Below are 24,864 nucleotides of genomic sequence, written 5' to 3'. Positions count from 1 at the left end.
CTCGCTCACAGGGCACGCCAGAGCCGCCGTTGCAATACCGGTTCTAACGAAGAACGTCGTCGCCCGCCCAGCCGGTGATCACGACAAGGCGCGTCACACGCGCCACACGCACCACACGAGCAGGAGCGGACTGCACCGCCCGCACGGTACCGCGATGTGCGCGCGAAACCTATGCGAGCGCACCGCCCATTGGTGTAGCCTCGGAGGTCATGCCCATGCCGCGAGGTGCTCCGCATGCCGATGGAGATTGACCTCACCCGCGCTGATGCGGAGGTGCGCGCGAGCGCGCGATGGGGCGACGAGGCCCAGAGCACCGCCCACGCGCTGGGCGCCGACCTCGACATCCACGCGCTCTCCCGTTTCACCACCGCCGTGAGCGCCGCCGCCAGGGATGGCCGGCCGCTCACCGCCGACCTGCTCGCCACGGCGCAGCTCCTCCAGCGCGCCGTGCTCGCCGGCCTCGATCCGCTGCGAACCGGCATCGCCGCGACGCCGGGCAATCCGCTGCTGGTGCGGCTCTGCGTGCAGGATCCGGCGCTCCAGGCCGTGCCGTGGGAGGCGCTCTGCAGACCTGGCGAAGCGATGGGGTTCTGGGCCAGCTCACCGCTGCTCCTGCCCGTGCGCGGCGTGAAGTCGGATATCCCCTGGCAGCCCCGTCCCGTACGCTCCGTACGCGGCGCGGTGAGCGTCCTCGCGGTCGCCCCCAGGGGAGGCGCGGGCCTCGAGGCGCTCCGGATGGCGCTCAGCGAGCGGATCGACACCGGGGAAATCGAGTGGCTCCCCCCGGTCGTGGGGCCAGCCGCGCGCAGGGATGCCCTCTTCGATCGGCTCGGCCGCGAGCCGATCCCCCACGTGCTCCACTTCCTCGGGCACGGCGGCCAGAAGAACGGAGGCCCTGTTCTGCAGCTCGGCGATCAGGACGGCGAAGAGCACTGGCTACCCGTGGAGCTGCTCGCCCAGAAGCTCCAAGCGAGCCTCAGCAGCTTCCTTAGGCTCATCGTCCTCGAGGCGTGCGAGGGAGCCCGCCCCTCGGCGTTCGCCTCCGCCGCGGAGATCCTGGCCCGGGGCGGCGCGGATGCCGTCGTCGCCCACCTCTGGCCGGTCAAGGCCCATGTGGCACGGGCGTGCTCTGCGGAGTTCTACCGCGCGCTCGCCGCCGGCTCCCAGAGCAAGGGCGACGTCGCCTTCAGCATGAACGAGGCCCGGCGCGCGATCCTCGGCGACTTCGACGGCAGCGCCGAGGCGTTCTCGCCCGTCGTGTACCTCCGCCGCCCCGATAACAGCGTCATCTTCGATTTCAAAGGGCGCAAGATCGAGCGTCCAGCATCGCGCCCCGCGCGGCCGGTCGCGAACGGGATCGCTCCGACCCTCGCACAGATGCTCGACAAGCCGTTCTCGCTGCTGCTGGGCGATCGCTTCCGGGAGCAACGCCCGCTGCTCTCAGGCTTCCGTGACAAGCTTCACAAAGAGCTCCTGAAGAAGGCGCCCGCTCCGGCGGCTCCCGGGCTGTCCATGAGCTCCCTCGCCCAGCGTGTCGCGCTCCACCACGGGGTGTCCAAGCTGGACACCGCCTTCCGGACCACGTTTCGCGGCGCGCCCCCCCCACCCTTCATCGACGCGCTGGCGCGCGTCGTCGGCCCAGGCGTGCACACGACGCTGCTGCGGCACCCGTGGCTCGAGCACGCCGTGGCCGAGAAGCAGCCGAAGCGCCCGATCTACGTGTTCCAGCAAGGAGATCGAGGCGTGCTGATGCTGTGCCGCGAAGCGGACAGCGAAGAGTGGGCGGAGCTCGACGAACCGCCCGCGGTGCTCGACCCGGAGAAGGCGATCGTGATCTTCCGGCCTTACGGTGGCTTCACGCCGCTGCAGGACCCCAACCGGCCCTTGATGACGGAGGACGACTACCAGCTCGGCCTACTCAGTCTGGGCGACGCGCTTCCGGACGCTCTGGTGAACGTGATCCGGAGCACGCTGAACTACCGCCCCACGCTGCTCGTCGGCATGTCGATCGTCACCGGTCACCACCGGCTCCTGCTCCACCGCCTTTATCCCCGGGGTGTTCCGCACGGCAGCCTTGCGGTGCTCGATCCCGAAGACGCCGAGAGAGAGCTCTGGAAGAACGGATCGGGCTTGCCGGGCAAGGACGAGGGCATCGAGGCGATCGAATCCTCCATGGAGGACCTCGCCGAGGCGTTTGAAGAGAAGGGCGGCTCGTGAGCGATCCTCAGGAGAGCGCGAATCCGTTTCCCGGCCCCACGCCGTACCGCGCCGTGGATCGCCATCGTTTCTTCGGCCGCGACGCGCTCGTCGCCCAGCTGTCGCACCAGCTCCTCGCCCACCCGTCGACCACGTTGTACGGGCCGTCGGGGGCCGGCAAGTCGTCGCTGATGCAGGCCGGGGTGATCCCCCGGCTGGAGGAGACCCACGACTTCCAGGTGGTGCGCGTCCTCGGCTGGCCGCCCAGCGAGACGCCGCTCCCGTGGCTCGTGCGCGCGGTCTTCGAGGACCTGGAGCTCGGTGTGACCCCTCAGGACGTCCCGCCCCTCGAGGCGCTCGACCAGGCGATGGTCCTCGCCGAGTGCCGGAGCGAGCAGCCGATCCTGATCTACCTCGACCAGATCGAGCAGCTGCTCTTCCCGGACCGCGCCGAGGCCGAGACCACGGCGCTGATCGACGGCGTGCACCGGCTCGCGCGGACGCCGATCCAGAGGCTGCAGATCGCGCTGTCGCTGCGGGAGGATTACCTGGGGCGATTCCGGGATCGCGCGCGCGATCGCAAGGAGCTGCTCGCGCAGGGGTTCCGGCTCGGACCGATGACGGTCGGCGAGATGGTCGAAGCGGTGTGCCGGGCGGCGGCCGAGGGGCAGCCGCCGCAGCGCTGGGACGAGGAGCAGCTCCGCAGGCTCATGCTCGAGGTGCGGATGCCCGGCGAGAGCGAGCTCGTCACGGCGGAGATCCAGGCGGCGTACGCGCAGATCGTGTGCCGCGCGCTGTGGAAGGAGCGCACCCAGGGCGGCGCCGAGGGCGTGTTCAAGGCGGAGTCGATCCTGCGCCGGTACTTCGATGCGACGCTCGAGGAGCTCGGGCTGCTGGCGCCGGAGGCGCAGCGGCTGCTCGAGCATCAGCTCGTCACCGGGGACGGCAGCCGGACGCTGCGCACCGAGAAGGAGCTCCTCGGCTTCATGCCCGCGGAGAAGCTCCGGCCGATCCTGAGCGCGCTGGCGGACGCGGCGATCCTCTACGCCCAGGCGCACCAGGGCAGTAGGTATTTCGAGATCGGCCACGACTGGCTGGCGAGCAGGGTCCACGAGCAGCGGCAGAAGCGCGAACAGGAGGAAGAGCAGCGGCGGCGCGAGGAGGCCCTGGAGGCGGAGCGGCAGCAGCGCGAGGACGCCCTGAAGGCCGAGCAGCAGCGGCGCGAGGACGCCCTGAAGGCCGAGCAGCGGCGGCGCGAGGAGGCTCTGAAGGCCGAGCAGCAGCGGCGCGAGGAGGCTCTGGAGGCGGAGCGGCGGCGCGAACGAGAGGAAGCCGAGGCGCGGTTCGCCAAGGTTCGGTTCCTCGCGCTCACGGCGCTCGCGGTGGCGGTGGTCACGGCGGTGATGGGGCTCTGGGCGCTCAAGCAGCAGAAGCTCGCGGACAGCGCCGAACGTACTGCGATCAAGGCGAGGGAAGACGCAAGGAGTGCGGCCAGGGACGCAGAGGCAAAGCAGACCGAGGCGCACGATGCGCGGCTCCTCGCCGGCTTTCGCAAGCTCACCAGCCGCGGCCAGCTCGCTTGGGCGACGAAGCTCTTACCCGAGGTGCGGGAGCCCGAGCGCGTGCACGGCTGGGTCGCGCTCGCGAACGAGGCCCTCGGCACGAACGCGCTCGCGGTGACCCTCCGCGGGCACAAGAGCGCGGTCTGGGAGATCGCCTGGAGCAGCGACGGCAAGCGGGTCCTGACCACCTCGGCCGACCACGTCGCGCGGCTGTGGAGCGCGGACGGCAAGGGCGGTCCGGTGGTGGTCGCGCCACAGGCGGGGCCGATCACCGTCGCCGCGTTCAGCCCTGACGGCACCCGCGTGCTCGTTGGCTCGGAGGACGGGGCAGCGTACATGTGGAATGCCGACGGCTTGGGCCAGAGCGTCCGGCTCGTGCCGCCGCGACCCGCCAAGGAAGGCCGTCCGCAATCCGTCACGGCGGGGGCGTTCAGCGAGGATGGCAAGCGGGTGGTCGTGGCGCTCCTGTCGCACGACGACCCGAAGGTGACCGCGCTGGTGCTGAGCCTGAACGCCGACGGCGCGAGCGAGGTTGCGAAGTTCTCGGACCGGACGGCGCCGCTCAGGGTCGCGGTATTCCATCCAGACGGCGAGCGCGTGCTCACCGTCTCGCAGGACGGAGCGGCGAAGCTGTGGAGCGCCGACGCCCCGACGAGGCCGGTCCTCTTCGAGGGGCACAGCGGGCCTGTGACCTTCGCCGCCCTGAGCCCCGACGGGACACGCGTTGTCACGACCTCGCGCGACAAGACAGCGCGCATCTGGGAGCTGTCGCGCGCCACCAGGCCGATCGTGCTGAAGGGACATGAGGGCGGCGTTCGCCATGCCGCGTGGAGCGCCGACAGCAGGTTCGTCGCCACCTCGTCCGACGACGGCACGGCGCGCGTGTGGAGCGCCGACGGCAAGGGCGAGGCCGTCGTCCTGTCCGGGCACGCCCTCGCCGTGACGTTCGCGGCATTCCGACGGGATGGAAGGTACCTGGCCACCGCCTCGCTCGACCAGACGGTGCGCATCTGGCCCGTGGAGGGGGGCGCGCCGCTCGTGATGAGCGGACACGAAGCGCCCGTCCGCTCGGTGGCATGGAGCCCTGATCAGACGCGGGTGCTCACCGGCGATGGGGACGACGGCGGGCGCCCGCTCGACGCGACGGCGAGGATCTGGCGTCCGACGCAGCTCGCGTCGCTGCCGCGCGAGCGACGAGCCTTCTACCATTCGGCGTTCATCGGCGCCGGGGGCGACATCGTCTCGGCGTACGACGACGGGAGGGTGCGTCGCCTTCGGGCGGGCGAGGCCGGCGAGCCGGAGGAGATCTTCGACGTGGGCGAAGGATCGGCCGCCACGCGGCTCCAGGACGACAAAGCGTGGGTCGCGAGCGCAGCGCTGAGCCCCGACGGCACGCGGGTCGCCGTCGCCTTGTTCGACGGGACGGCACGCGTCGTCCAACTCGACGGCAAGGTCGCGGAGGTGAAGCTCCCCGGCCACAAGGACGCGGTGCGCGCGGCGATCTTCAGCCCAGATGGGACGCGCGTGGTCACCGTCTCCGACGACAAGGACGCGTTCATCCATCGCCTCGACGGATCGGGTGAGCGGCTGCGGCTGTCAGGGCACGCCGACGGCCTCACCTCGGCGGCGTGGCGCCGCGACAGCGCGAGGCTCGTCACCACGTCGAGGGATCACAACGCGCGCATCTGGCGGACCGACGGACAGGGCGAGCCCGTGGTGCTCAAGGGACACGAGGGTGCCATCCACGCGGCGGCATGGAGCCCCGACGGGAAGCGCGTTATCACCGCCTCGGAGGACAACACCGCCCAGGTCTGGGACGCGGACAGCGGCGCTCCCACGGTGGCGCTCGATCACGGGAGCCCGGTGCTGCGCGCGATCTGGAGCTCTGACGGCGCACGCATCGCCACCTCGTCGCTGAAGGGGGGGTTGCGCCTGTGGGACGCCACCAGGTTCGATGAGCCCATCGAGCTCGATGTCCCGGCGCCCGCGCTGGCCATGGCATTCCTGGACGGTAGCCAGCGGCTCCTCGCTGTCACGGCCGACAACACGACGCGCACCTGGACCCTCGATATCGGCCTGTTGAAGCAGGGGCTGAAGGAGGCCAATGTGGATTGCCTCCCTGCGGAGACGCGGGCCCTCTACCTCGCGGAGGGCGAGGACGTGGCGCGGAAGGCGTATACTACGTGCGAGCAGGATCGCCAGCGAACTCCCAGGGAGGGTCAAGGGCCATGAGGGCGGCGATGCGCAGGGTTGCCTGGACGGGGGGAATGTTGATGTTCCTCGCGGCCTGCGAGAGGCCGGCGGGAGACGCCGGCGCGGCACCGCCGGCGGCTTCGGGCGCTGCCCTGGAGAAGGGCGCGATCGGCGAGAGAATCCTCGCCAGGCCGGTGCAGCGAGCGCGGCGCATGGCGCGCGCGTCGGGCGAGCACCGGGCCGTGCTCCTCGTGGTGCCCGGCGACGCGTCGGTGACGGTGGACGGTCAGCCGGCGCGGCGGACGGATGGCGTCGTCGAGCTGGTCGGCAAGGTCGGCAAGACATGGGAAGTCCGCGTCTTCAAGGGGGAGAAGCACATCGACAAGACGGTTACCCTCGAGAAGTCCGGAGCGTCGCCGGCGTTTCTGGACCTCAACGCGCCCGCGCCGCCCCCGCCGGGGGCGCGCAGAGCAGCGACGCCAAAGCAGAGGGATCCAGACCGGTTCGACCAGTACGAAGAGCCAGGGGAACAAGCGGAAACAACACCATCTCCTTCAACGCGCCCGAACAGGAACCCAAGCTCTACAACTAAAGACCATCATCCACATTGAATCGCATGCCTTCAACAGGCGAACCACCTTTGCGAATCACCAGGTGGCACGTGCAGAGGACGAGGCGTGAAGCGGCTGTGTCAGAGAGGTAGACGGACGTGAACATGACTGGTCGTGTTGCTGGGTGGGTGGCGACTGGATCCGCAGTTGCCGCGGTGCTGCTGATGGCGAGAGCGGCGAAGGCGCAGGCTCCGCCGTCCGCGGCGCCGAGTGCATCTGCGACGGCGATGGATGACACCGCGCAGACGGACGCCTCGAAGAAAGCCGATGCAAGTGCGCACTTCAAAAGGGGAATGGAACACTTCGATGCGAAACGGTGGGGTGAAGCGTACGAGGAGTACAAAAAATCGCTAGAAATCAAGACGACGGCAAAGGCGATGACGCAGGCGGCCTCCTCGCTCCACCAGCTCTATAGGCATGACGAGGCGCTGGCCCTGTATGAGAAGATGCTGCGGGAGTTTCCGAATGCCGAGCCCGCGTTCAGGACTGCCGTGGAGACCAGCATCGCCGAGGTCTCGAAGTTTGTGGTGAAGCTAACGATTGTCGGCGACACACCCGCCGGCGCGCGCCTGTACATCGACGATCGGCAGCGCGGGAATCTGCCGATATCGGAGCCGCTGAGCGTCGCGGTAGGCGTCCGCAAGATCCGCGTGGAGCAGGACGGATTCATGCCCATCACCGTGACCGAAGATATCAAGCCCGGGCAGAAGAGCGTGGAGCTGCGCGCGACATCGAGGAAGGGGATACTCTCGGTGAGCGAGAAGCACGGTTGGACGCTGGAGGTGGAGGTCGATGGGCAGCGGCTCGGCGTGACGCCATGGAAAGGGGTGGTGGATGCGGGCGAGCACCGGGTGCAGCTGCGCGGCTTCGTGGGGCTCCAGGCGCTCGAGGAGTGCACGACGCCGGAGGCGGGCGCTTCCGGAGCGGTGAAGGCGCCGCGTGAGGGCGCGCAGATGGCGTCGCCGGTGCAGACGGCGACCGTCAAGCTGTACGAGGTGACGCCGGTGGTCCTGAGCGCGCAAGACGTCGACGCGTCGCTGCGGGTCGAGTCGACGCCCAGCGGAGCGTACGTGACGATCGATGGCAAGGTGGTGGGGCGCACGCCGTGGGAAGGGCGGCTCCTGCTGGGCGAGCACGCGGTCGAGGTGCGCGCGGCGGGCTTTTTGCTCGCGAGGCAGTCGGTGCGGTTGGAGCGGCGCAAGCAGCGGGAAGTGCAGGTGGTGCTGGAGCGCGAGCCGGACCCGGAGGGGGAGCGCAGGACGAGGAACATCGCGGTGGGGGTGGGCTATGGGGTGGGGACGCTGGGGCTCGGGCTGCTCGCGGTGACCGGGGGTCTGGCGCTCAAGGAGGTTGGCGAGGTCCGATCGAGGTGCGGGGGCACCTCGTGCCCGCAATCGGAACGCGATAAGCTGGACGAGGCAGGCGACCTCGCGACGCTGGCGACCGTGGGTCTCGTCGTGGGGGCCGTCGGCGTGGCCGCAGGGACCACGGCGCTGTTCGTGCTGCAGCCCAGCGGGGGAGAGCGGCGCGCCGGCGCGCCCGGCGGCGGCGCGAAGCCGGCGGCCGGGGTGGCGTGGCGTGCAGGCGTGGGGCTCGGGCGATTCGAGATCGAAGGGAGGTTCTGATGAGCAAGCTGCGAGCACGGTACGCGCGGGCCGGCGTCGCGGTGGCTGCGATGTTCGGCTGCAGCGCCGCTCTCCTGGGGTGCAATTCGGTGCTGGGCATCGAAGATTTCGACGTCGCGGGCTGCCCGAGCGCCAGCGCGCGCAGGTGCCTCGACAGCAATACACCGCAGGTGTGCGGCCCCAATGGCACGTGGGAGAGCCAGCCGGATTGCGTCGAGCAGGTCTGCGACAACGCGTCGGGAACGTGCGTCGGTGAGTGTGCGCCACCCGCGACGCAGTGCGCGGGCGATGTGCCCCAGGTGTGCAGCAATGCGGGGCGGTGGGAGAGCAGGCAGCGGTGCGACAACCAGACGTGCAGCAAAGAGCTGGGCGCGTGCATCGGCGTCTGCGCGCCGGCGCAAAAGCATTGCCAGGGGAACACCCTACAGCACTGTGACGCGAACGGGCAGTGGGAGGACGAGAGGTCGTGCTCCGACGAGCGGACCTGTAACGCCACCGACGCGGACGGGTGCGTCGGCGAATGCAAGGCAGGACTGAAGCAGTGCACCGACGACAACGCGCTGCAGGAGTGTGGCACGGACGGGCAGTGGCGGGACCCGAAGCCATGCGGTGAGAAGACGTGCAGCGAAGAGCTGGGCGCGTGCATCGGCATCTGCGCGCCGACGCAAAAGCATTGCCAGGGGAACACCCTACAGCACTGCGACGCGAACGGGCAGTGGGAGGATGAGAGGTCGTGCTCCGACGAGCGGACCTGCAACGCCACCGACGCGGACGGGTGCGTCGGCGAATGCAAGGCAGGACTGAAGCAGTGCACCGACGACAACGCGCTGCAGGAGTGCGGCATGGATGGGCAGTGGCAACCCCCGCACCCATGCGGCGAACAGACGTGCAGCAAAGAGCTGGGCCTTTGTATCGGCATCTGCGCGCCGACGCAAAAGCATTGCCAGAGGAACACCCTACAGCACTGCGACGCGAACGGGCAGTGGGAGGACGAGAGGTCGTGCTCCGACGAGAGGCAGACATGCGACGACGCCGACGCAGACGGGTGCGTCGGCGCCTGCGCGCCGGAGCAGAAGCGGTGCGCGGGCGGCGTGCCGCAGCAGTGCGAAAAGGGAGCGTGGGCGACCCTCCCGGCGTGCGGCGGCCCTACGCATTGCTATGGTGGCGACTGCGTGGTGTCGTGCGCGCCCGGTTCGGACGTGTGGTGCTTCGGCAATACCCCGCATATGTGCAACATCAGCGGCAATTGGGCCGCCGGCACGACGTGCGAATCCAAGACGTGTATCGAAGGCGTCTGCGAAGGAGAGTGCGCGCTCCGGGATGCGCGGTGCTCGGGCAATACACCACAGACGTGCGACGAGCGCGGGCGCTGGAAGGACCGGACCGAGTGCGAGAGTTCGTGCGAGGCTGGCTCGTGCCCTGGACGAAGCTGCGAGGGTCTGCCCTTGAATTGCGGTCCGGAGAGGAACGAGAGCTGCTGCCTGAGCCCCGTGGTGCTGGGAGGCAGGTATCACCGGTTCGACGACAGGAACCATCCTGCAACGGTGAGTGACTTCCGGCTGGACCGATTCGAGGTCACGGTGGGACGGTTCCGGAAGTTCGTGGAGATGTACCCCGCGAGCAGGCCTGCGGAGGGAGCTGGAGCACATCCGCTGATTGCGGGGAGTGGCTGGCAGATGGATTGGGACTCAGAGCTGCCCGCGGATCGAGAAACGTTGGAAGCGGATATGGCGTGGTGCAGGCGGCCCACTTGGTCAATGGGGAGCGAGAACCGGCCGATGAACTGCCTCACATGGTACACAGCGTTCGCCTTTTGCGCATGGGATGGCGGGAGGTTACCGACGGAGGCGGAGTGGAACTATGCCGCGGCAGGAGGAGGCGAGCAGAGGACGTATCCGTGGTCGACGCCGCCATCGTCGACAACGCTCGATTCGTCGTATGCGTTATACAATTGCGACGGCTGGACGTCGTGCCAGTACTTTTCAATCGAGAATGTAGGCTCAAAGTCGCCGATCGGCGACGGGAAGTGGGGACAATCAGACCTCGCAGGAAGCATGTGGGAGTGGAATCTCGATACGTTTTCCGATCACCTCGCAGACACCGATTGCAACAATTGCGCTAACCTTAGCCCCGGAGTGGATCGGGGGCTCCTGGGTGGGAGTTGGAATACGAGCGGGTCGCCCCTGCGCTCGTCCACACGCAGCCACGGCAACCCGAGGAATCACGATGTCGAAGGGAATTTCGGCAGCAACGTGGGCGTCCGGTGCGCGAGGACGCCGTGAACCGTGTGACGTGATCCCACGCAAACATGAAGGCGGGAACGAACACCAAACCTTTCCCGCCTTCCCTCCCTCATGGCTGACGATCTGGTGGAATTTCGATGAGCCGTATCCATTTCCCATGCGATCGAGACCACCAGCGGAGGTGGGGGCAGACCGGGGTGAGCGTCGTCGTGAATGGCGCGCTCTTCAGCGCTGCCGTCCGACGCTCCGGTAGATCGAGGCGGCGTCCTCACCGCCGGCTTCCAGGTACTTCTCTCCCTCCATCCTGGGCTCGAACCAGACCGTCATCACGCCGACCGCGTGCCCCGCCCGGTCGACGACCGGCGCGCCGCTGAAGCCGCGGATGTCGACCGGCGGGTCGATGTCGTAACGGAAGCGATGTCCGCTCCGCGCGGTCACCCTGCCGGCATAAACGTTCTGCTTGCACGCCGCCTCAACGTAGGGACAACCGACGAGATAGACGTCCTCGCCGACATCGGCCGGCCTCTGGCGCAGCCGCATGGGCGTTGCGGGGAGTGGCTTCCCGGTGTCCTTGAGGGTCAGGATCAGCCAGTCGAGCCTCGGGTCGTCGAGGAGCCGATGGCGGATCGCTCGGGGTGGCCTCGGAGCGCTGGCAGGCGGCCATGAGGAGAGAGAGGGCGATCGAGAAGGAACGAGGATTCATGTTGGCGATCCCTTCGGCTGCTGCCGAGCGTCGGCCATCCCGTGGGCCTGATGCCACGACGGGGCTCCTGGCGATGCCTTTGCAGCTCACGGCAGCTCGACCTCGGTATAGAACGGTTCCCGGCCGTACGAGCGCTCGCAGGACTCGTAGCCCCGACGGGCGTCTTCGTCGCTCTCATCGAGGTAGGTCCGGCGCATCTCGGGAGAAATGCAGTCGCTCGCGGCGGCGCGAAGGGCCTGCCGAAGCGCGTCGGCAGAGATGGCCCACACCCGCGCCGTCTTGTCCGACGTGGTGACCACGCGCTGGCCGTCGGCGCTGAACGCCGCGGAGAGAAGCGAGCCCTCATGGCCACGGAGCACGATGGGCGTGCCGCTGCCATCCGCGTTCCACACACGCGCTGTCCTGTCATGCGAGGCCGTCACCACCCGCTCCCCGTCGGCGCTGAACGCCGCGAAGCTGACCCCTGCCTCGTGGCCCCGGAGCACGACGGGCGCGCCGCTGCCATCTGCGTTCCACACACGCGCCGTCTTGTCGTGCGAGGCCGTCACCACCCGCTGCCCATCAACGCTGAACGCCGCGGAGAGCAGCGAGCTGTCATGGCCGCGGAGCACGACAGGCATGCCGCTGCCATCCGCGTTCCATACCCGCGCTGTCCTGTCATGCGAGGCCGTGACCACCCGCTGCCCGTCGGCGCTGAGGGCCGCGGACCAGACCGGGGCCTCGTGCCCCCGGAGCACGACGGGCACGCCGCTGCCGTCTGCGTTCCACACACGCGCCGTCCTGTCGTGCGAGATGGTGATCACCCGCTGCCCGTCGGCGCTGAACGCTGCGGATCTGACCCAGTCCTCGTGTCCCCGGAGCACGACGGGCGCGCCGCTGCCGTCTGCGTTCCACACACGCGCCGTCCTGTCGTTCGAGGCCGTGACCACCCGCTGCCCGTCGGCGCTGAACGCCGCGAAACCGACCCCTGCCTCGTGGCCCCGGAGCACGACGGGCACGCCGCTGCCGTCCGCGCTCCACACACGCGCCGTCCTGTCGTGCGAGGCCGTGACCACCCGCCGCCCATCGGCGCTGAACGCCGCCGACCAGACCGGGGCCTCATGGCCCTGGAGCACGACGGGCCTGCTGCTGCCGTCCGCGCTCCACACACGCGCCATCTTGTCGTTCGAGGCCGTGATCACCCGCTGCCCGTCAACGCTGAACGCCGCCGACCAGACCGGGGCCTCGTGGCCCCGGAGCACGACAGGCATGCTGCTGCCGTCCGCGCTCCACACACGCACCGTCGTGTCGTTCGAGGCCGTGACCACGCGCCGCCCGTCAGGGCTGAACGCCGCGGAGCTCACGTCGCCCTCGTGGCCACGGAGCACGATGGGCACGCCGCTGCCGTCCGCGTTCCACACCCGCGCCGTCCTGTCGAACCCGGTGGTGACTACCCGCTGCCCATCTGCGCTGAACGCCGCGTACCCAACGCCTACCTCATGGCCGCGGAGCACGACAGGCGCGCCTCCGTCCTCCGCGTGGTCGTGGTCGCAACCGGTTTGCGCGTGCTCGGACTCATCCGCGTGAACAGGGCCATTCCGGGCACTCCCGGCGTTCCACACCCGCGCCGTCTTGTCGTTCGAGGCCGTGACCACACGCTGCCCGTCAGCGCTGAACTCCGCAGAGCTCACCACGCCTTCGTGGCCCCGGAGCACCACCGGCGCTCCACTGCCATTGCCATCCGCGTTCCACACCCGCGCCGTCTTGTCGTTCGAGGCCGTGACCACACGCTGCCCATCCGCGCTGAACTCCGCGGAGATCACCGCAGCCGCGTGGCCCCGGAGCACCACGGCCGTGCCGCTGCCATCCGCGTTCCACACCCGCGCCGTCTTGTCGTGGGAGGCCGTGACCACACGCTGCCCATCCGCGCTGAACGCCGCGGAGCTCACCTCGCCTTCGTGGCCCCGGAGCACCACGGCCGTGCCCCTGCCATCCGCGTTCCACACGCGCGCCGTCTTGTCGTGGGAGGCCGTGACCACACGCTGCCCATCCGCGCTGAACGCCGCGAACACAACCGCGCCCTTATGGCCCCCGAGCACCACGGCCGTGCCGCTGCCATCCGCGCTCCACACCCGCGCCGTCCCGTCGCCCGAGGCCGTGACCACGCGCTGCCCGTCGGCGCTGAACGCCGCGAACATGACGGCGCCCTCGTGGCCCCGGAGCACCACGGTCGTGCCGCTGCCGTCCGCGTTCCACACCCGCGCCGTTTTGTCGCTCGAGGCCGAGACGATGCGCTTCCCATCGGGGCTGAAGTCAGCACGCAGCACGTCGCCCCGATGGCCGCGCATCGTGAGCATCGAAGGAGCCGAGGCCAGCACATCACGTGTCAGCTCGGTCCAGCCACGTACGTTTTCCGCGTCTCTCACCTCGAGCAGCAGCTGCACCGCTGACTCTGGCCGATTTCGCGCCAGCAGCTCACGAGCGCCGGCCATCAGCGAGGATGCTCGCATCAGCGCCGCCTGGGTCGCCGCCTCCCGCTGCGCCTCCTCCGCCCTCCGCGCGGCAGCCTCCGCATTCCGTGCCGCGCCCCGCTGCTCCAGCGCCCGGACGACGATGACCGCCACCACCACGGCCACCGCGGCGGCAACGGCCGCACTCGCCACCAGCCTCCGTCGCGCCGCACGCTCCCGGGCCGCCCGCCGCTCCTCTTCCTCTCCCTGCTTCAACTTCGCCCGCTCCCGGTCCCGCCTTCGCTCGCCTCGAGCGCGACGGTAGCAGGCCGCAACCCGGTACGTGCCCCGGTCCCGCCACCCCGGGAGCGCCCCACGCTCCGCCGGGCAGGGTTCCCGCCCTCCTGCGCACGCACCGCTCTGGGACCGGGAGGGGGATCGAGACGGCCGGCGCCGGCGAGCCGGACGATGCTGCGAAAGCGCGGACACTCCATGTGGCTCGGCGCGGTACACGCCGCCGCGTGGCGCAGGCCGTCGCGCAGCGCGACCAGGCGCTGGATGGTCCGGTCCAGCTCCTCGGCCTTGGCCGTCAGCCGCTCTCGCTCGATGCGCGGCCGGCCGTCGGACGAGAACATCCGGGCGATCTCGTCCAGCGAGAACCCCGCCACCTTGCCGAGCGCGATCAGCGCCAGGCGCTCCAGCACCCCGGGATCGAACAGGCGCCGCAAGCCCCGCCGCCCGGTGGACGCGATCAGCCCCTTCTCCTCGTAAAACCGCAGGGTGGAGGCGGGCACGCCGGAGCGCCGGGCCACCTCCGCGATGTCCAGCCGTTTCACGCTTGACCTCAAGTTGACTTGAACTTGCAGATTACGGCACATGAGTTCCGACTGCAAACCGAAGGAGACTCCGATGTCCGAAGCCCATCCGCCGAATCGCGACCAGGCCACGCTGTGGAACGAGGCCAGCGGGCGCACCTGGGTGGAATTGCAGGAAGTGCTCGACGGCATGCTGGCGCCGCTCGCGACGCCGCTCATCGACGAGGGCTTCCCCGGCGACGGCGGGCGCGTCCTCGACGTCGGCTGCGGCGCGGGCGCCACGTCCCTCGCGATGGCCCGGCGCCTCGGGCCAGCGGGCCTCTGCCTCGGCGTGGATATCTCCGGGCCGCTCGTGGCGGCCGCCAGAGCACGCGCCGCCGCCGAGGGGCTGGCGTCCGCCGCGTTCGTCCAGGCGGACGCGCAGACCCATGCGTTCGAGCAGGCCACGTTCGACGCGGTGATCTCGCGCTTCGGCGTGATGTTCTTCGACGATCCCGCGGCGGCGTTCGCCAACATCCGGCGCGCCGCCCGGCGCAAGGCGAAGCTCTCGTTCGTGGCATGGCGCAGCGCGGACGAGAATCCGTTCATGACCGAGGCCGCGCGCGCTGCGGCCCCGCTCCTGCCGAGCTTGCGCGTCCCGGACCCCGACGCACCCGGCCCGTTCGCCTTCGCGGACAGAGAGCGGGTGCAGCGGATCCTGGACGCGAGCGGCTGGACCGACGTCGACATTCGCCCGATCGACGTGCCGAGCGGCGTCGCGGAGAAGGACCTGCTCGCCTACGTCACCAGGCTCGGACCGGTGGGTCAGGCGCTGCGGGACGCGGACGAGCCGACGCGCGCCCGGACGGCCCAGGCGGTTCGTGCTGCCTTCGACGCGTACGTCCAGGAGGGCGCGGCCCGCTTCACCGCGGCCTGCTGGCTCGTGAGCGCGCGCGCCTAGAGAAATCCTGCCAGAGCAGCCGGTCGATGACGAGCCGTCGCCCGGCGCGCCGTGCCCGGCGACGGGCCGAGACCGACATGCCGCGCGTCGCGAGGCGGCGGGCCGCACCTCAACCAAGATCGCCGGTGAAGCGGATCGGCACGCGAAACGCCGCGAACATGGCCTTCACGTGCCTGGGCGAGAAGAGCGCGCCGAGCGTCGTGTCCTCGACCCCGCGGCGCTGCACCAGTTCGTGGAGCTCGAGCAGCGAGTACGCGCAGAAGAGCTCGAGGCGCTTTCCGATGTGCTTCAGGATTCTGCCGCGATTCCTGTAATACGGCGCGTAGTCGCCCTTGTACCGAAGATCGAGCGCTTCGATGCGGACCTCGTACTGCACGTAGGAGCGCTCCCCGAGCGCGCGATTGCAGAGGAGCTCGGCTTCGACGTGCGCGCCGGTGTCGTCCACCACGACGCCAGGCCCATCCCCGAAGACCCAGAGCCCGTCGAAATGGGGCGCTTCGGCCTCTCGCGGCTCCTCGTGCGTCTTCGGGTGTCCGGGCGACACGGAGAAGCACGCACGAAACTCGTCGCGTATCTCGGCGCTGCGCGCGCAGAGCGCCTCCATCTGCCGCTCTTTCGGAACCGAAAACAGCTTGGCCGTTTTGCCCATGAGCAGTGCTCCTCAGAGATGTCTCGCCCGCAGCCCGAGAGTGCCCGATTCAGAACCTCCCATTCTACCCGATCGCAGAGGGCTGCGAGCGCCGAGCCAACGCGTCCCTGGCCGCTCCTCGTCCAGGCTACGGGCGGATCAGGTCACCGCGCCGCGCCGGTGGAATTCCGGCTTGTCCCAGGCGCCGCTCTCCAGAAGGTCGCGCAGCGCTTCCACCGCATCCCAGACGTCGACGAAGCGGGTATACAGCGGGGTGAAGCCGAAGCGCATGATGCGCGGCTCCCGGTAGTCGCCGATCACGCCACGGGCGATCAGCGCCTGCATCACCGCGTAGCCCTGCGGGTGCTCGAAGCTGACCTGGCTGCCGCGGCGGGCGGCGTCGCGCGGGGTGACCAGGGTGAGCGGATGCTGGCCGCAGCGGGCTTCCACCAGCTGGATGAACAGCTCCGTCAGCGCCAGCGACTTGGCGCGCAGCGCGGCCATGTCGGTATGGCGGAAGATGGCAAGCCCGCACTCCACCAGCGAAAGCGCCGTGATCGGCTGGGTGCCGCACAGGAAGCGGCCGATGCCGTCGGCGGGGGTGTAGGCGGGTTCCATCGCGAACTGCCGGGCATGGCCGAACCAGCCGGACAGCGGCTGCCCGAAGCGGCTCTGATGACGCGGCGCCACCCACAGGAAGGCCGGCGCGCCGGGTCCGCCGTTCAGGTACTTGTAGGTGCAGCCGACGGCGAAGTCGGCGCGGGCGCCGTGGAGGTCCACCGGCACGGCGCCCGCGGAATGCGCCAGGTCCCACACGGTCAGCGCGCCGGCTGCGTGCGCGAGCGCCGTGACGGCGGCCATGTCGTGCATGTAGCCGGACTTGTAGTTGACGTGGGTGAGCATCAGCACCGCCACGTCGCCGCTGATCGCCTGCGGCAATTCCTTGGGCGAGTCGATCAGGCGTAACTCGTAGGCTGCGCCGCCCATCTTCAGCAGCTCGGTCAGGCCCTCGGCGATGTACAGGTCGGTGGGGAAATTGTCGCGTTCCGACACGAGCACCCGGCGCTCGGGCGCGGTGCTCTGCTGATGGCGCAGGGCGGTGGCCAGCACCTTGAACAGGTTGATGGACGTGGTGTCGGTGACCACCACTTCGCCGCTGCCGGCGCCGATCAGCGGCGCCAGGAGGTCGCCCAGGCGGCGGGACAGGTGCACCCAGCCGGCCGTGTTCCAGCTACGGATCAAGCCGTCGCCCCATTCCGCTTCGATCACTTCCCTGACACGGGCCAGCGACGCCTTGGGGAGGGCGCCCAGCGAGTTGCCGTCCAGGTAGATCACATCGCCCGGTAGCGCGAACTCGTCGCGCAGGTGGCGCAGCGGGTCGCTTGCATCGCGGGCAAGGCAGGTGTCGCGGGTGGTTTGCAGGCTCATGTCAGGCGTCCTTCGGTTCCGCGGGGCAGGGTGCGTAGCACGGCACGGACCGGACTGGCGCCCAGGTGGCCAGTTGGAGCGGCAGGGCGATCCGTCCGTGGTCGCGAAACTACCGTTCGCCGAGGCGGGCGGCGAGCGCCTCGGCGAGCGCGGGGAGCCGCGCCGGCGGCGACGCCGAGGCCGCCGGTCGTCGCTCATCCAAGGTCAGGTAAAGCACATCGACATCCTCGTTGGTCAGGCCGATGCAGCCGTCGGTGGGCCCCAGAGCTTCTGAAGACCGGCGGCGTTGGCGAGGCGGATCCAGGCGCGCGCCAGGCCGGCGAGGCGGGGGTCGCTGCCGTGGATGCCGATCGCGCCTCCCGGCTTCTCGATGCCCTTCGCGCGGGCGCGATTCAGGTCATCCACGTTCGGGTACGAGACGCCGAGGAAACGATAGAACCGCTTGCTCTCGCGCTTGCCCGTACGGGAGCAGCGCGACCACAGCCGCGCGCCCGCACGTGAACGAGCTGGTAACGGCGCGCTCACCTCGTCCGCTTCAGCGCCGCCTTGAGCACGTGCTCCGCGATGAGGTAGCCGAACCCCTCGCCCTCGATGCGCCGGATCAGCTGGTCGCGCGTGGTCCGGAGCGCCGACGCCGTGGCGTTCAGGTTCCACCCGTGCGCCGCGAGCTGCTGGAGGAGCCGGGCGCGCCTCACCTGCCCCGCCGCGAGCCGGTACGTCTTCGCGTACTCCAGCGTGCCGTCCTCGCGCACGATCGCCTCGCCGATGTGGTTGTCCAGCGCCGGATCGAGCTCGGTCATGAACCGCTGCAGCGAGAACGGCCCCGCCCGGTACACGCGCTCCGCCGCGATCGGCCGGCCGAGGAGCCCCGCGGCCGTGTCCACGTGCAGCGCGCCGGCCTCCGCCCGCGCCCGGCCGAGCGCGGCCCGCAGGTCGTCGAGCGAGCCGATCTGCGCGGCGTCGAAGGTGTGCTCGAGCGCCTGGCTGTCGCCGTTGTGGCGGGCCGCGTAGAGCAGCGTCTGCTCGTAGAAGTCCTCGATCAGCGTGCGGTGCAGCGCGCGGTAGTCGTCGGGGTGCGACACAACGAACACCGACGCGAGCAGCTCGCCGACGAAGAGCAGGACGCCGCACTGGCCCTCGTGGATCTCGAAGACGCGCAGCGCGTCCTCCAGGCTCGGGATCGCCCGGCCGGAGAGCGATACCTCGGTGCGCGGGTCGAGGCCGCGGGAGATCGCCCGCCGCGAGTACTCGGACCAGGCGATCTCGGGGGCGTTGAAGTGCAGCGCGAGGAAGCCCTCCATCGCGAGGTGCAACGGCAACAGGCGCAGGCGGTTCCGCTCGGCCGGGTCCTCGCCGCGCGCCTCGCGCCGGGCCATGCGGTGGAGCAGCTGGACGCCGCAGCCCCACCTGCTGAGCGGGTTTCGGACCTCCGGCCCCGCGAGCGCCGCGCCGTAGGACGCGACCGGCGAGCCGTCCTCGGTCCACCCGATCACGAGCGCGTGCGGCACGTAGGAGCAGTAGGCCGTGCCGTCGCCGAGATCGACGATCGACCAGGCGTCCTCGTGTCTGCGGCCGGCGATGCGCAGGTCGTCCCGCGGCGCGTCCCGGAGGAGCGGGACCAGGCGCACGCCCGCGAAGACCTGGGCGTGGGTTGCGGTGAGGCCCCGGAGCGAGAGCGATCGGAGCAGGGCCGGCGCCTTGGCCATCAGGGCACCTCGAGCGCCGCGGCGGGCGCCTCTTCTGCGGGCTCGGCGGCCGCTGCCGGCTCCACGGCGTCTGCCGGCTCCACGGCGTCTGCCGGCTCCACGGCGTCTGCCGGCTCCACGGCGTCTGCCGGCTCCACGGCGTCTGCCGGCTCCGCGGCGTCTGCCGGCCCCGCATCCGCAGCTGGCTCCGCGGCGCCCGGCGTCCGGGCGTGCCGCGAGAGAAGCGTGGCCGCGCGCTGCGCGAGGTAGCGCTCGAGCTCCGCGAGCGGCGCCGTGCCCTCGGCAAAGCGGGCGAAACCGAGGACCGTCGGCAGGTCCTCGGCGTCGCGCAGGCCGACCGTCGGGATCGACGGCCCGAGCGCGCGGGGCGCGTAGCGCTCGCTGTCGAACACGGGGTTGATGTGGACGATCGACGTGCGCTGCCCCGGATCGAGCCGCGCCCGGAAGCAGCGGGCGACCTCGGCGGCGGCGCCGGGCGGGTCGTTCTCGAAGCCGTCCGAGAGGACGACCACGACGTCGGGTCGCCAGGCGAGCGCGTCGAGCAGCGGCGTCGCGAGATCGGTCTGGCCGCGCGCGCCGACGAGGATCTCGTCGGGCGTGGGCGCGGTCCAGAAGGCGCGGTACTCGCGGGCGGCGGCGCGGAGCAGGTAGCTCACGCCGAGCGCGACGGCGAGCGGGCGGCGGCGCTTCTCGCTCGATCCGGACGCCGAGTAGCTCCGGTCGAGCACGGCGGCGACGCGCCCGAGCGCGGCTGGGCTCTTCCTGAGCGCGCGGGCGGCGCCGCGCTCGAGCGCCGCGTGGAGCTCGTCGCGGCGCTCGCGCCGCACCTTCTCGGGCAGCGAGAGCGCATAGAGCGCGACGCGCGTGAGCGGGGCACGGCCGAGGTCGACGGCGAGGTCGACGTCCTCTCGCCCGGCGGCGCGCTGGAGCCGGAGGCGCTCGCCCTCGGTCATGCGCGGCGCGGCGCGGTGCAGGAGCTCTTCGCGAGAGACGCCGCGGGCCGCGGCGAGCCCCTCGGCGACGGTCAGCGGCAGGTCGAAGATCGCCTCTTTCGCGTAACGCGCCTGCCGCGCGCGCTCGAGGAGCGGCGTCTCGAACGGCGCACGGCGCTTGGGCTCGAACAGGAAGGGCCCGATCTCGCCGGGGAGCTGGAGGTGGGCGTGCACCGCGAGCGCGCGGAGGTGGGCGCGGTACTTGACGGCGTCGAACGCCGGGTCGGGCCGGCCGGCGAGGTAGCCGCGGATGACGGCGCGCGCGCGGCGGTTGTTCACGCGGCGCTCCCGGAGCTCGCGCAGCGCCCGGAGCGCGCGCTGCGGCGGGAGCTCCCGGAGGGCCGCCGCGATGAGCGAGCCCTCCTCGCCCCGGTCGGGAGCGGGCGTCTCGGCGCCGGTCGCGAGGAGGTTCACGGCGATGCGCGCCTGGTTGAAGTGGTTGATGCCGGCGGCGAGCGTGCGCGCGTAGAGGCGGCGGTAATTGCCGAGGATGTACTCGTGGAGGAACTCGATGGAGACCGCCTGGCCTCCGGAGGTGCCATAGAACTCGGCCTGCCCGGTGCACGCGAAGCAGGCGTTGATGAACATGACGAGGTCCTCGCGCTCGACGCGCTCGGTGTGAAAGCGTGCGGGGGGCGCGGTGGGGGCGGGGGGCATGGCAAAGAGCCGCCCGGGGAATGGTGGGGCGATCAACCTACGACAGTTTCCAGACTGGGATCGGAAATCGCCCCGAAGTCCCACGGGCGGCAACCGGCAGCATACACCTGAAGGGGCACCTCGAAGGACAAGATCCCCCTTGACGACAAGATCATCGCTGGCAGCGCTGAACGTCTCCACCCTGCCTGCCATGTCTTCGTCCCCCGCTCCGAATTCAGTCAGGGCAAGGGTGGCGAACAGCGGACAGACATCCACCTCACGAAGCAGGCCCTCATCGCCTGGGAGGGCACGAAGCCTGTGGTTGCGACCTTGATGTCCCGTGGACTCCTTGTCGCTTGATCGCTTTCCCCGAGGGAGGCAACGCGGCGTGTGGGGCGCGAGCCGCCCCTGGCACGCGTGCCCGCACGGAGAAGTTCTTGGTACAGCGTCACTTTTCCAGGAGGAGGCGAATCGAAGATTTCCTGTGTCAACAGGCACGTGCGGCGTGGCTGTACGATGAGAACGTTCACACGGGGCGCTTGACATTCGGATCGCATTTGGATTCTCTAGCCCTTCGGATCGAGTTTGGATTTCCTCGCCCTGTTGCTCCTCGGAACGCCTGAGGCGTAGTTTTGCATGCCAGCTGCTGCGTGGTGCGCGACCCGTGAGTCGGCACGTGCCGCTTGCTTGGGACACCACGGTGACAATGCCAAATGCGCCAAAGCGCTTGTAGCGCGGTCCATGGAACTAGCGCGGGCCATGGAACTCGAGTTTGACTTTTACGCACGTTGGAGGTCCTCATGCCCTTGAAGAACTGGCCTGCCGTCCTTTCGCTCTCGGTCATCTCTGTCCTCCCCGCCGCGGCGTATGCCAGCGACCCCGCTGACCTTCCCCTTCCGCCCAGGGGCTTCGATGCCAGGGACGCGAGCATTCCCCATGGGAAGGTGGACGTCTCCGTCAGCTATCCGACCCGAAATTACGGAATGCGGAAGGTGACGGTTTACATGCCGCCGGGGTATTCGACGAACCAGAAATACCCTGTCGTTTACCTGCATCATGGAATCGGCGGCAATGAGGTTTCCTGGATCGGCCAGGGGAGCAACGAAGGCAATGCCGACAATATCATGGACTATCTGTACTCGAAGCAGATGGCCAAACCCATGATCGTCGTGATGCCCAGCGGCAAGATGGACGGAGCGGACGATTTCGCGCGCTTCGCAAACTTCGGGGACGTCCTGCTCAACGACCTGATCCCCTGGGTCGAGAAGACTTATTCCGCTGCCACCGATGCCGATTTGCGGGCCATCTCCGGCCTGTCAATGGGCGGGGGGCAGACCTTCAACTTCGGGTTCCCCAATACCGATGTCTTCCATTACATCGGACCGTATTCGGCTGCGCCCAATACCCAGCAGCCAAGTCAGACCATCAAGGATGTGGCTGCGGTCAAGAACAACGTGAAGCTCATCTTCATCTCTTGCGGCAGCACAGACGGCCTGATCGGCAATAGCAGAAACTATCACGACTTCCTGGATCAGAACAACATCGACCATATTTACCAGATCGAGCCGAACGAAGGCCATACCAAGACCGTCTGGAACCGCAGCTTTTACAACTTCGCCCAACGCATTTTCCTCGACGGGGGCGCGACGGGCGCCGGTGGGGCGGGCGGGGCCGGTGGGGCCGGTGGGGCGGGTGAGACCGCGGGCAACGGCGGTAGCGCAGGGGACGGAAGCGGAAACGGCGGTAGCGCAGGGGACGGGAGCGGAAGCGGCGCAGGCGCAGGGGACGGAAGCGGAAACGGCGGGGGCGTGCCCGCAGGTGGTGCCGTCACGACAGGCGGTTCTGCAACGACTGGCGGGCAGGTTTCGAGCAGCGCGAGCGGCGGCACCGACGAGGATACGCCCGTGACGGAGGACTCTGGCTGCAGCGTCTCGGTCCCCGGGTCCGAACCCGGAACGCCGCCTTGGCGCTTCGGGATCCATCTTGCGGCAATCGGAGCCCTCCTCTTCGGAGCGCGAGCAAGACGGAATCGCGGCTGAGCGGCCGAGCGTCGCTCGAGCTCGCACAGCGTAGAAGACGGCGGATAGGGGAGGTAGCCGACTTCGTCGATGCAGGATGGCGAGCACCTCCCGAAGCCAGGGCTTGTCGGCGAGTGGCTGGAGCGCCCGCGCGATGCGGCGCGCGGAGCCAGTTTCCGACGTCGGTGTGAGACCATCGGAAGCGCGCCCACATGATACCCTCGCGCTGGCCAGTGCGCGGTCGGGGCTCCCTCTCTCTGCTCGCAGCATTCCTCCTCCACGCGGGCGGCGTCGTCGCGGCTCGTGTGCTCGTGCCCGAGAGCCTCGATGTGCCGGCACGGGCCGGCGCGGGCGACCAGCGCGATTCGCTCCTGGAGCTGGCCCCCGACGTCGTGCTGGACGAACCCAGGACGCCGGAAGCCCGGGCGGCGGAGCCCCGCCAGGGCCTCGCCCTGGCAAGGGGCGTCGATCCCGGCTTCTCGCGTGCCGCGCCGAGAGAGCGGGGCAGAGCGCTGCCCGAGGCGCCTCCTGCACGAGCATCCCGCTCCGGCGCGGCGACCCACGATCACGCGCCGCCGGACGCGGCTCACGCGCTGCCGGACGCCGCCCACGCGCCGCCGGACGCTGCGCACGCGCCGCCGGATGCTGCACACGCGCCGCCGGACGCCGCCCACACGCCCCCGGGCGCGCCCGACTCGCCTCCCCCCGCCGCGGCACCTCCAGGCCTGGGCGGCGCGCCCATCTGGGTATTGCCAGGTGTCTTGCCGGTGGAGCCCCCAGCGCGTTCCCGTGCTCCCGAGCGCCCCCTCGCCCCGGTGCGCGCCGTCCCGGAGCGCCCCGCGCGGAGCGCCGCGGACAAGGACGGGCGAGGGCCGGTCCTGGTCTTCCCCGCGGCGGGCGTGCTCGCCTCGGCCGTCGCGGAAGAGGTGTCGTCGTCCGTCGTGCCGCCGGACTCCGAGAGCTCGTTCGAGCTCACGCTGGACGCGAAGGGCCGGCTGGTCTCGGTGCGCTTCCTCCAGGCGAACACGGGGAACGGCGACGACTTCCGGCGCGTCGCCCAGGCCGTGTCGAAGCGCTTCTCCGGGCGAGCGCTGGCGATGAACGGCGATTTTGCCGCCGGGAGCAAGGTGACCGTCCACGTGACCAGCCGGGTCGTCATGCCGGATGGGACGTCGCACGGGACCCCGACGCCGACGAAGAAACCTGGAGACGGAAGGTCGATCATCCGCGAAGAGTCGCTGGACGATCGCTTCAGGTCGCCTCATCTCGCGCCATCGCCCGGCGTGAAGCTGCCCAAGCTGACGTTTCTCTTCGATCTCGCGAACATCGGCGCGCAGCGCCGGAGGGTCGTCAGCACGCGGGTCGAAGCGGTGCCTGCCGCGCTGCCCTAGCGCGAGCAGGCCTCTACTCCGGCCAGACCTCGATCCAGACGAACAGCACCTGTCCGGCGGCCTGGTTCTCGACCGCCACCGGATAGACCGTGCGCGCTCGGAGCGCCTCGACGAGGTGACCGTGGTGGATCGCGAACCGCCCGATGAAGTCGTCGTTCACGAGATCCCTGTCGATGAGCTCACCGCTCAGGCGGACATCCGGCGTGAGCGGCACGCGGTACCAGGTCGGCGGGCCTTTCCATCCGGGCGTGCAGGTGTCGCGTTGCCCCGGGCGATCCAGCGCGCGCCTCCCGAGCGACCGGCCGCCCGCGAACAGCTCCGCCGAGCCGAAGGGCTCCGGCGGCTCGGTCCCCGCCCCTGCCGCCTCCGCCGCGAAGCCGGCCACGCTGGCGGCCGCCGCGACAGGGTGCTTCGTGCGGAGCAGGCCGCCGATGGCGGTGAGCGCCTCCGCCGGGACCGCGCCCATGCCGTCCCATTGACGGCCGTCCGCCTTGGCCGGGCTGATGACGGCGCCGTCGATGGAGATGCGGACATGCGCCGGCAGCGGCGGCGCCGCCGGCTTGCACGCCGCGCAGCCAAGGGCGATCCCGCACAGCGCGGCCGCTCCGAGAGGACGTGACGCCATGCCTCGAGAGCGTATCCCGGCGGCCGCGCCGCACCAACGCAGAAGAGCGCTCGGGGGGCGCGGCGAGGGGTTGCCGTGAGACACGTATGGCGCGGTGAGCTGCGCCGATCCCGCAACGAGCGG

Annotated in this window: 15 protein-coding genes and 2 pseudogenes; 8 read left to right on the top strand and 9 right to left on the bottom strand. The window is 70.1% G+C overall.

Annotated features, from left to right (window positions below):
* Positions 1 to 234: 234 nt before the first annotated feature.
* The 5 genes from WME73_RS10665 to WME73_RS10645 all read left to right on the top strand — a co-directional run bounded on the left by WME73_RS10665 (position 235) and on the right by WME73_RS10645 (position 10,469).
* Positions 235 to 2,217, top strand: coding sequence for a CHAT domain-containing protein (locus tag WME73_RS10665; protein WP_437915589.1), 1,983 nt, complete (start codon positions 235 to 237; stop codon positions 2,215 to 2,217).
* On the top strand, positions 2,214 to 5,990 hold the full coding sequence (locus WME73_RS10660; RefSeq protein WP_437915588.1) for an nSTAND1 domain-containing NTPase: 3,777 nt from the start codon (positions 2,214 to 2,216) through the stop codon (positions 5,988 to 5,990). Before WME73_RS10665 ends, WME73_RS10660 begins: the two co-directional genes overlap by 4 nt.
* Positions 5,991 to 6,025: 35 nt before the next feature.
* Positions 6,026 to 6,562 carry a hypothetical protein gene (locus WME73_RS10655; RefSeq protein WP_437915587.1) on the top strand — a complete coding sequence of 179 codons (537 nt, stop codon included), beginning with the start codon at positions 6,026 to 6,028 and terminating at the stop codon, positions 6,560 to 6,562.
* A 293-nt stretch (positions 6,563 to 6,855) separates the two neighbouring features.
* Positions 6,856 to 8,187, top strand: coding sequence for a PEGA domain-containing protein (locus WME73_RS10650; RefSeq protein ID WP_437745361.1), 1,332 nt, complete (start codon positions 6,856 to 6,858; stop codon positions 8,185 to 8,187).
* Positions 8,187 to 10,469: an SUMF1/EgtB/PvdO family nonheme iron enzyme gene (locus WME73_RS10645; protein ID WP_437915586.1), complete on the top strand. Its 2,283-nt coding sequence runs from the start codon at positions 8,187 to 8,189 to the stop codon at positions 10,467 to 10,469. The genes WME73_RS10650 and WME73_RS10645 overlap by 1 nt, the downstream gene beginning before the upstream one ends.
* Positions 10,470 to 10,655: 186 nt before the next feature.
* On the opposite strand, the gene WME73_RS10640 is transcribed toward WME73_RS10645, so the two are convergent.
* From WME73_RS10640 to WME73_RS10630, 3 genes and pseudogenes are all read right to left on the bottom strand, one after another.
* On the bottom strand, positions 10,656 to 11,057 hold the full coding sequence (locus WME73_RS10640) for a S1 family peptidase (protein WP_437917376.1): 402 nt from the start codon (positions 11,055 to 11,057) through the stop codon (positions 10,656 to 10,658).
* A 162-nt stretch (positions 11,058 to 11,219) separates the two neighbouring features.
* Positions 11,220 to 13,460, bottom strand: a pseudogene (locus tag WME73_RS10635) (WD40 repeat domain-containing protein); the annotation flags it as partial.
* Positions 13,461 to 14,002: 542 nt separating this feature from the next.
* Positions 14,003 to 14,398: pseudogene (locus WME73_RS10630) on the bottom strand (helix-turn-helix domain-containing protein); the annotation flags it as partial.
* A 73-nt stretch (positions 14,399 to 14,471) separates the two neighbouring features.
* Here WME73_RS10630 and WME73_RS10625 point away from each other — a divergent pair.
* Positions 14,472 to 15,317: a class I SAM-dependent methyltransferase gene (locus tag WME73_RS10625; protein ID WP_437745358.1), complete on the top strand. Its 846-nt coding sequence runs from the start codon at positions 14,472 to 14,474 to the stop codon at positions 15,315 to 15,317.
* 109 nt (positions 15,318 to 15,426) lie between these two features.
* On the opposite strand, the gene WME73_RS10620 is transcribed toward WME73_RS10625, so the two are convergent.
* The 5 genes from WME73_RS10620 to WME73_RS10600 all read right to left on the bottom strand — a co-directional run bounded on the left by WME73_RS10620 (position 15,427) and on the right by WME73_RS10600 (position 20,728).
* Positions 15,427 to 15,966 carry a hypothetical protein gene (locus WME73_RS10620; protein ID WP_437745357.1) on the bottom strand — a complete coding sequence of 180 codons (540 nt, stop codon included), beginning with the start codon at positions 15,964 to 15,966 and terminating at the stop codon, positions 15,427 to 15,429.
* 138 nt (positions 15,967 to 16,104) lie between these two features.
* A complete protein-coding gene (gene kynU / locus WME73_RS10615; protein ID WP_437917375.1) occupies positions 16,105 to 17,367 on the bottom strand; it encodes a kynureninase in 1,263 nt (420 codons plus the stop codon).
* A gap of 240 nt (positions 17,368 to 17,607) precedes the next feature.
* Positions 17,608 to 17,898: a hypothetical protein gene (locus WME73_RS10610; protein ID WP_437915585.1), complete on the bottom strand. Its 291-nt coding sequence runs from the start codon at positions 17,896 to 17,898 to the stop codon at positions 17,608 to 17,610.
* Positions 17,895 to 19,079 (bottom strand): ARPP-2 domain-containing protein, encoded by a 1,185-nt coding sequence (locus WME73_RS10605; RefSeq protein WP_437915584.1) that lies wholly within the window; start codon positions 19,077 to 19,079, stop codon positions 17,895 to 17,897. The genes WME73_RS10610 and WME73_RS10605 overlap by 4 nt, the downstream gene beginning before the upstream one ends.
* The gene (locus tag WME73_RS10600; RefSeq protein ID WP_437915583.1) at positions 19,079 to 20,728 is read right to left on the bottom strand and encodes a hypothetical protein; all 1,650 of its coding nucleotides are present in this window, start codon (positions 20,726 to 20,728) and stop codon (positions 19,079 to 19,081) included. Before WME73_RS10600 ends, WME73_RS10605 begins: the two co-directional genes overlap by 1 nt.
* 779 nt (positions 20,729 to 21,507) lie before the next feature.
* Here WME73_RS10600 and WME73_RS10595 point away from each other — a divergent pair.
* Positions 21,508 to 22,746 (top strand): alpha/beta hydrolase, encoded by a 1,239-nt coding sequence (locus tag WME73_RS10595; protein WP_437915582.1) that lies wholly within the window; start codon positions 21,508 to 21,510, stop codon positions 22,744 to 22,746.
* A 191-nt stretch (positions 22,747 to 22,937) separates the two neighbouring features.
* The gene (locus WME73_RS10590; RefSeq protein WP_437915581.1) at positions 22,938 to 24,116 is read left to right on the top strand and encodes a hypothetical protein; all 1,179 of its coding nucleotides are present in this window, start codon (positions 22,938 to 22,940) and stop codon (positions 24,114 to 24,116) included.
* Positions 24,117 to 24,129: 13 nt separating this feature from the next.
* On the opposite strand, the gene WME73_RS10585 is transcribed toward WME73_RS10590, so the two are convergent.
* A complete protein-coding gene (locus tag WME73_RS10585) occupies positions 24,130 to 24,741 on the bottom strand; it encodes a hypothetical protein (RefSeq protein WP_437915580.1) in 612 nt (203 codons plus the stop codon).
* Positions 24,742 to 24,864 lie beyond the last annotated feature (123 nt).

This window comes from Sorangium sp. So ce302 (assembly GCF_051530145.1).
GTDB classification, from domain to species: Bacteria; Myxococcota_A; Polyangia; order Polyangiales; family Polyangiaceae; genus Sorangium; species Sorangium cellulosum_B.
This window is presented reverse-complemented; position numbering and strand designations above follow the sequence as displayed.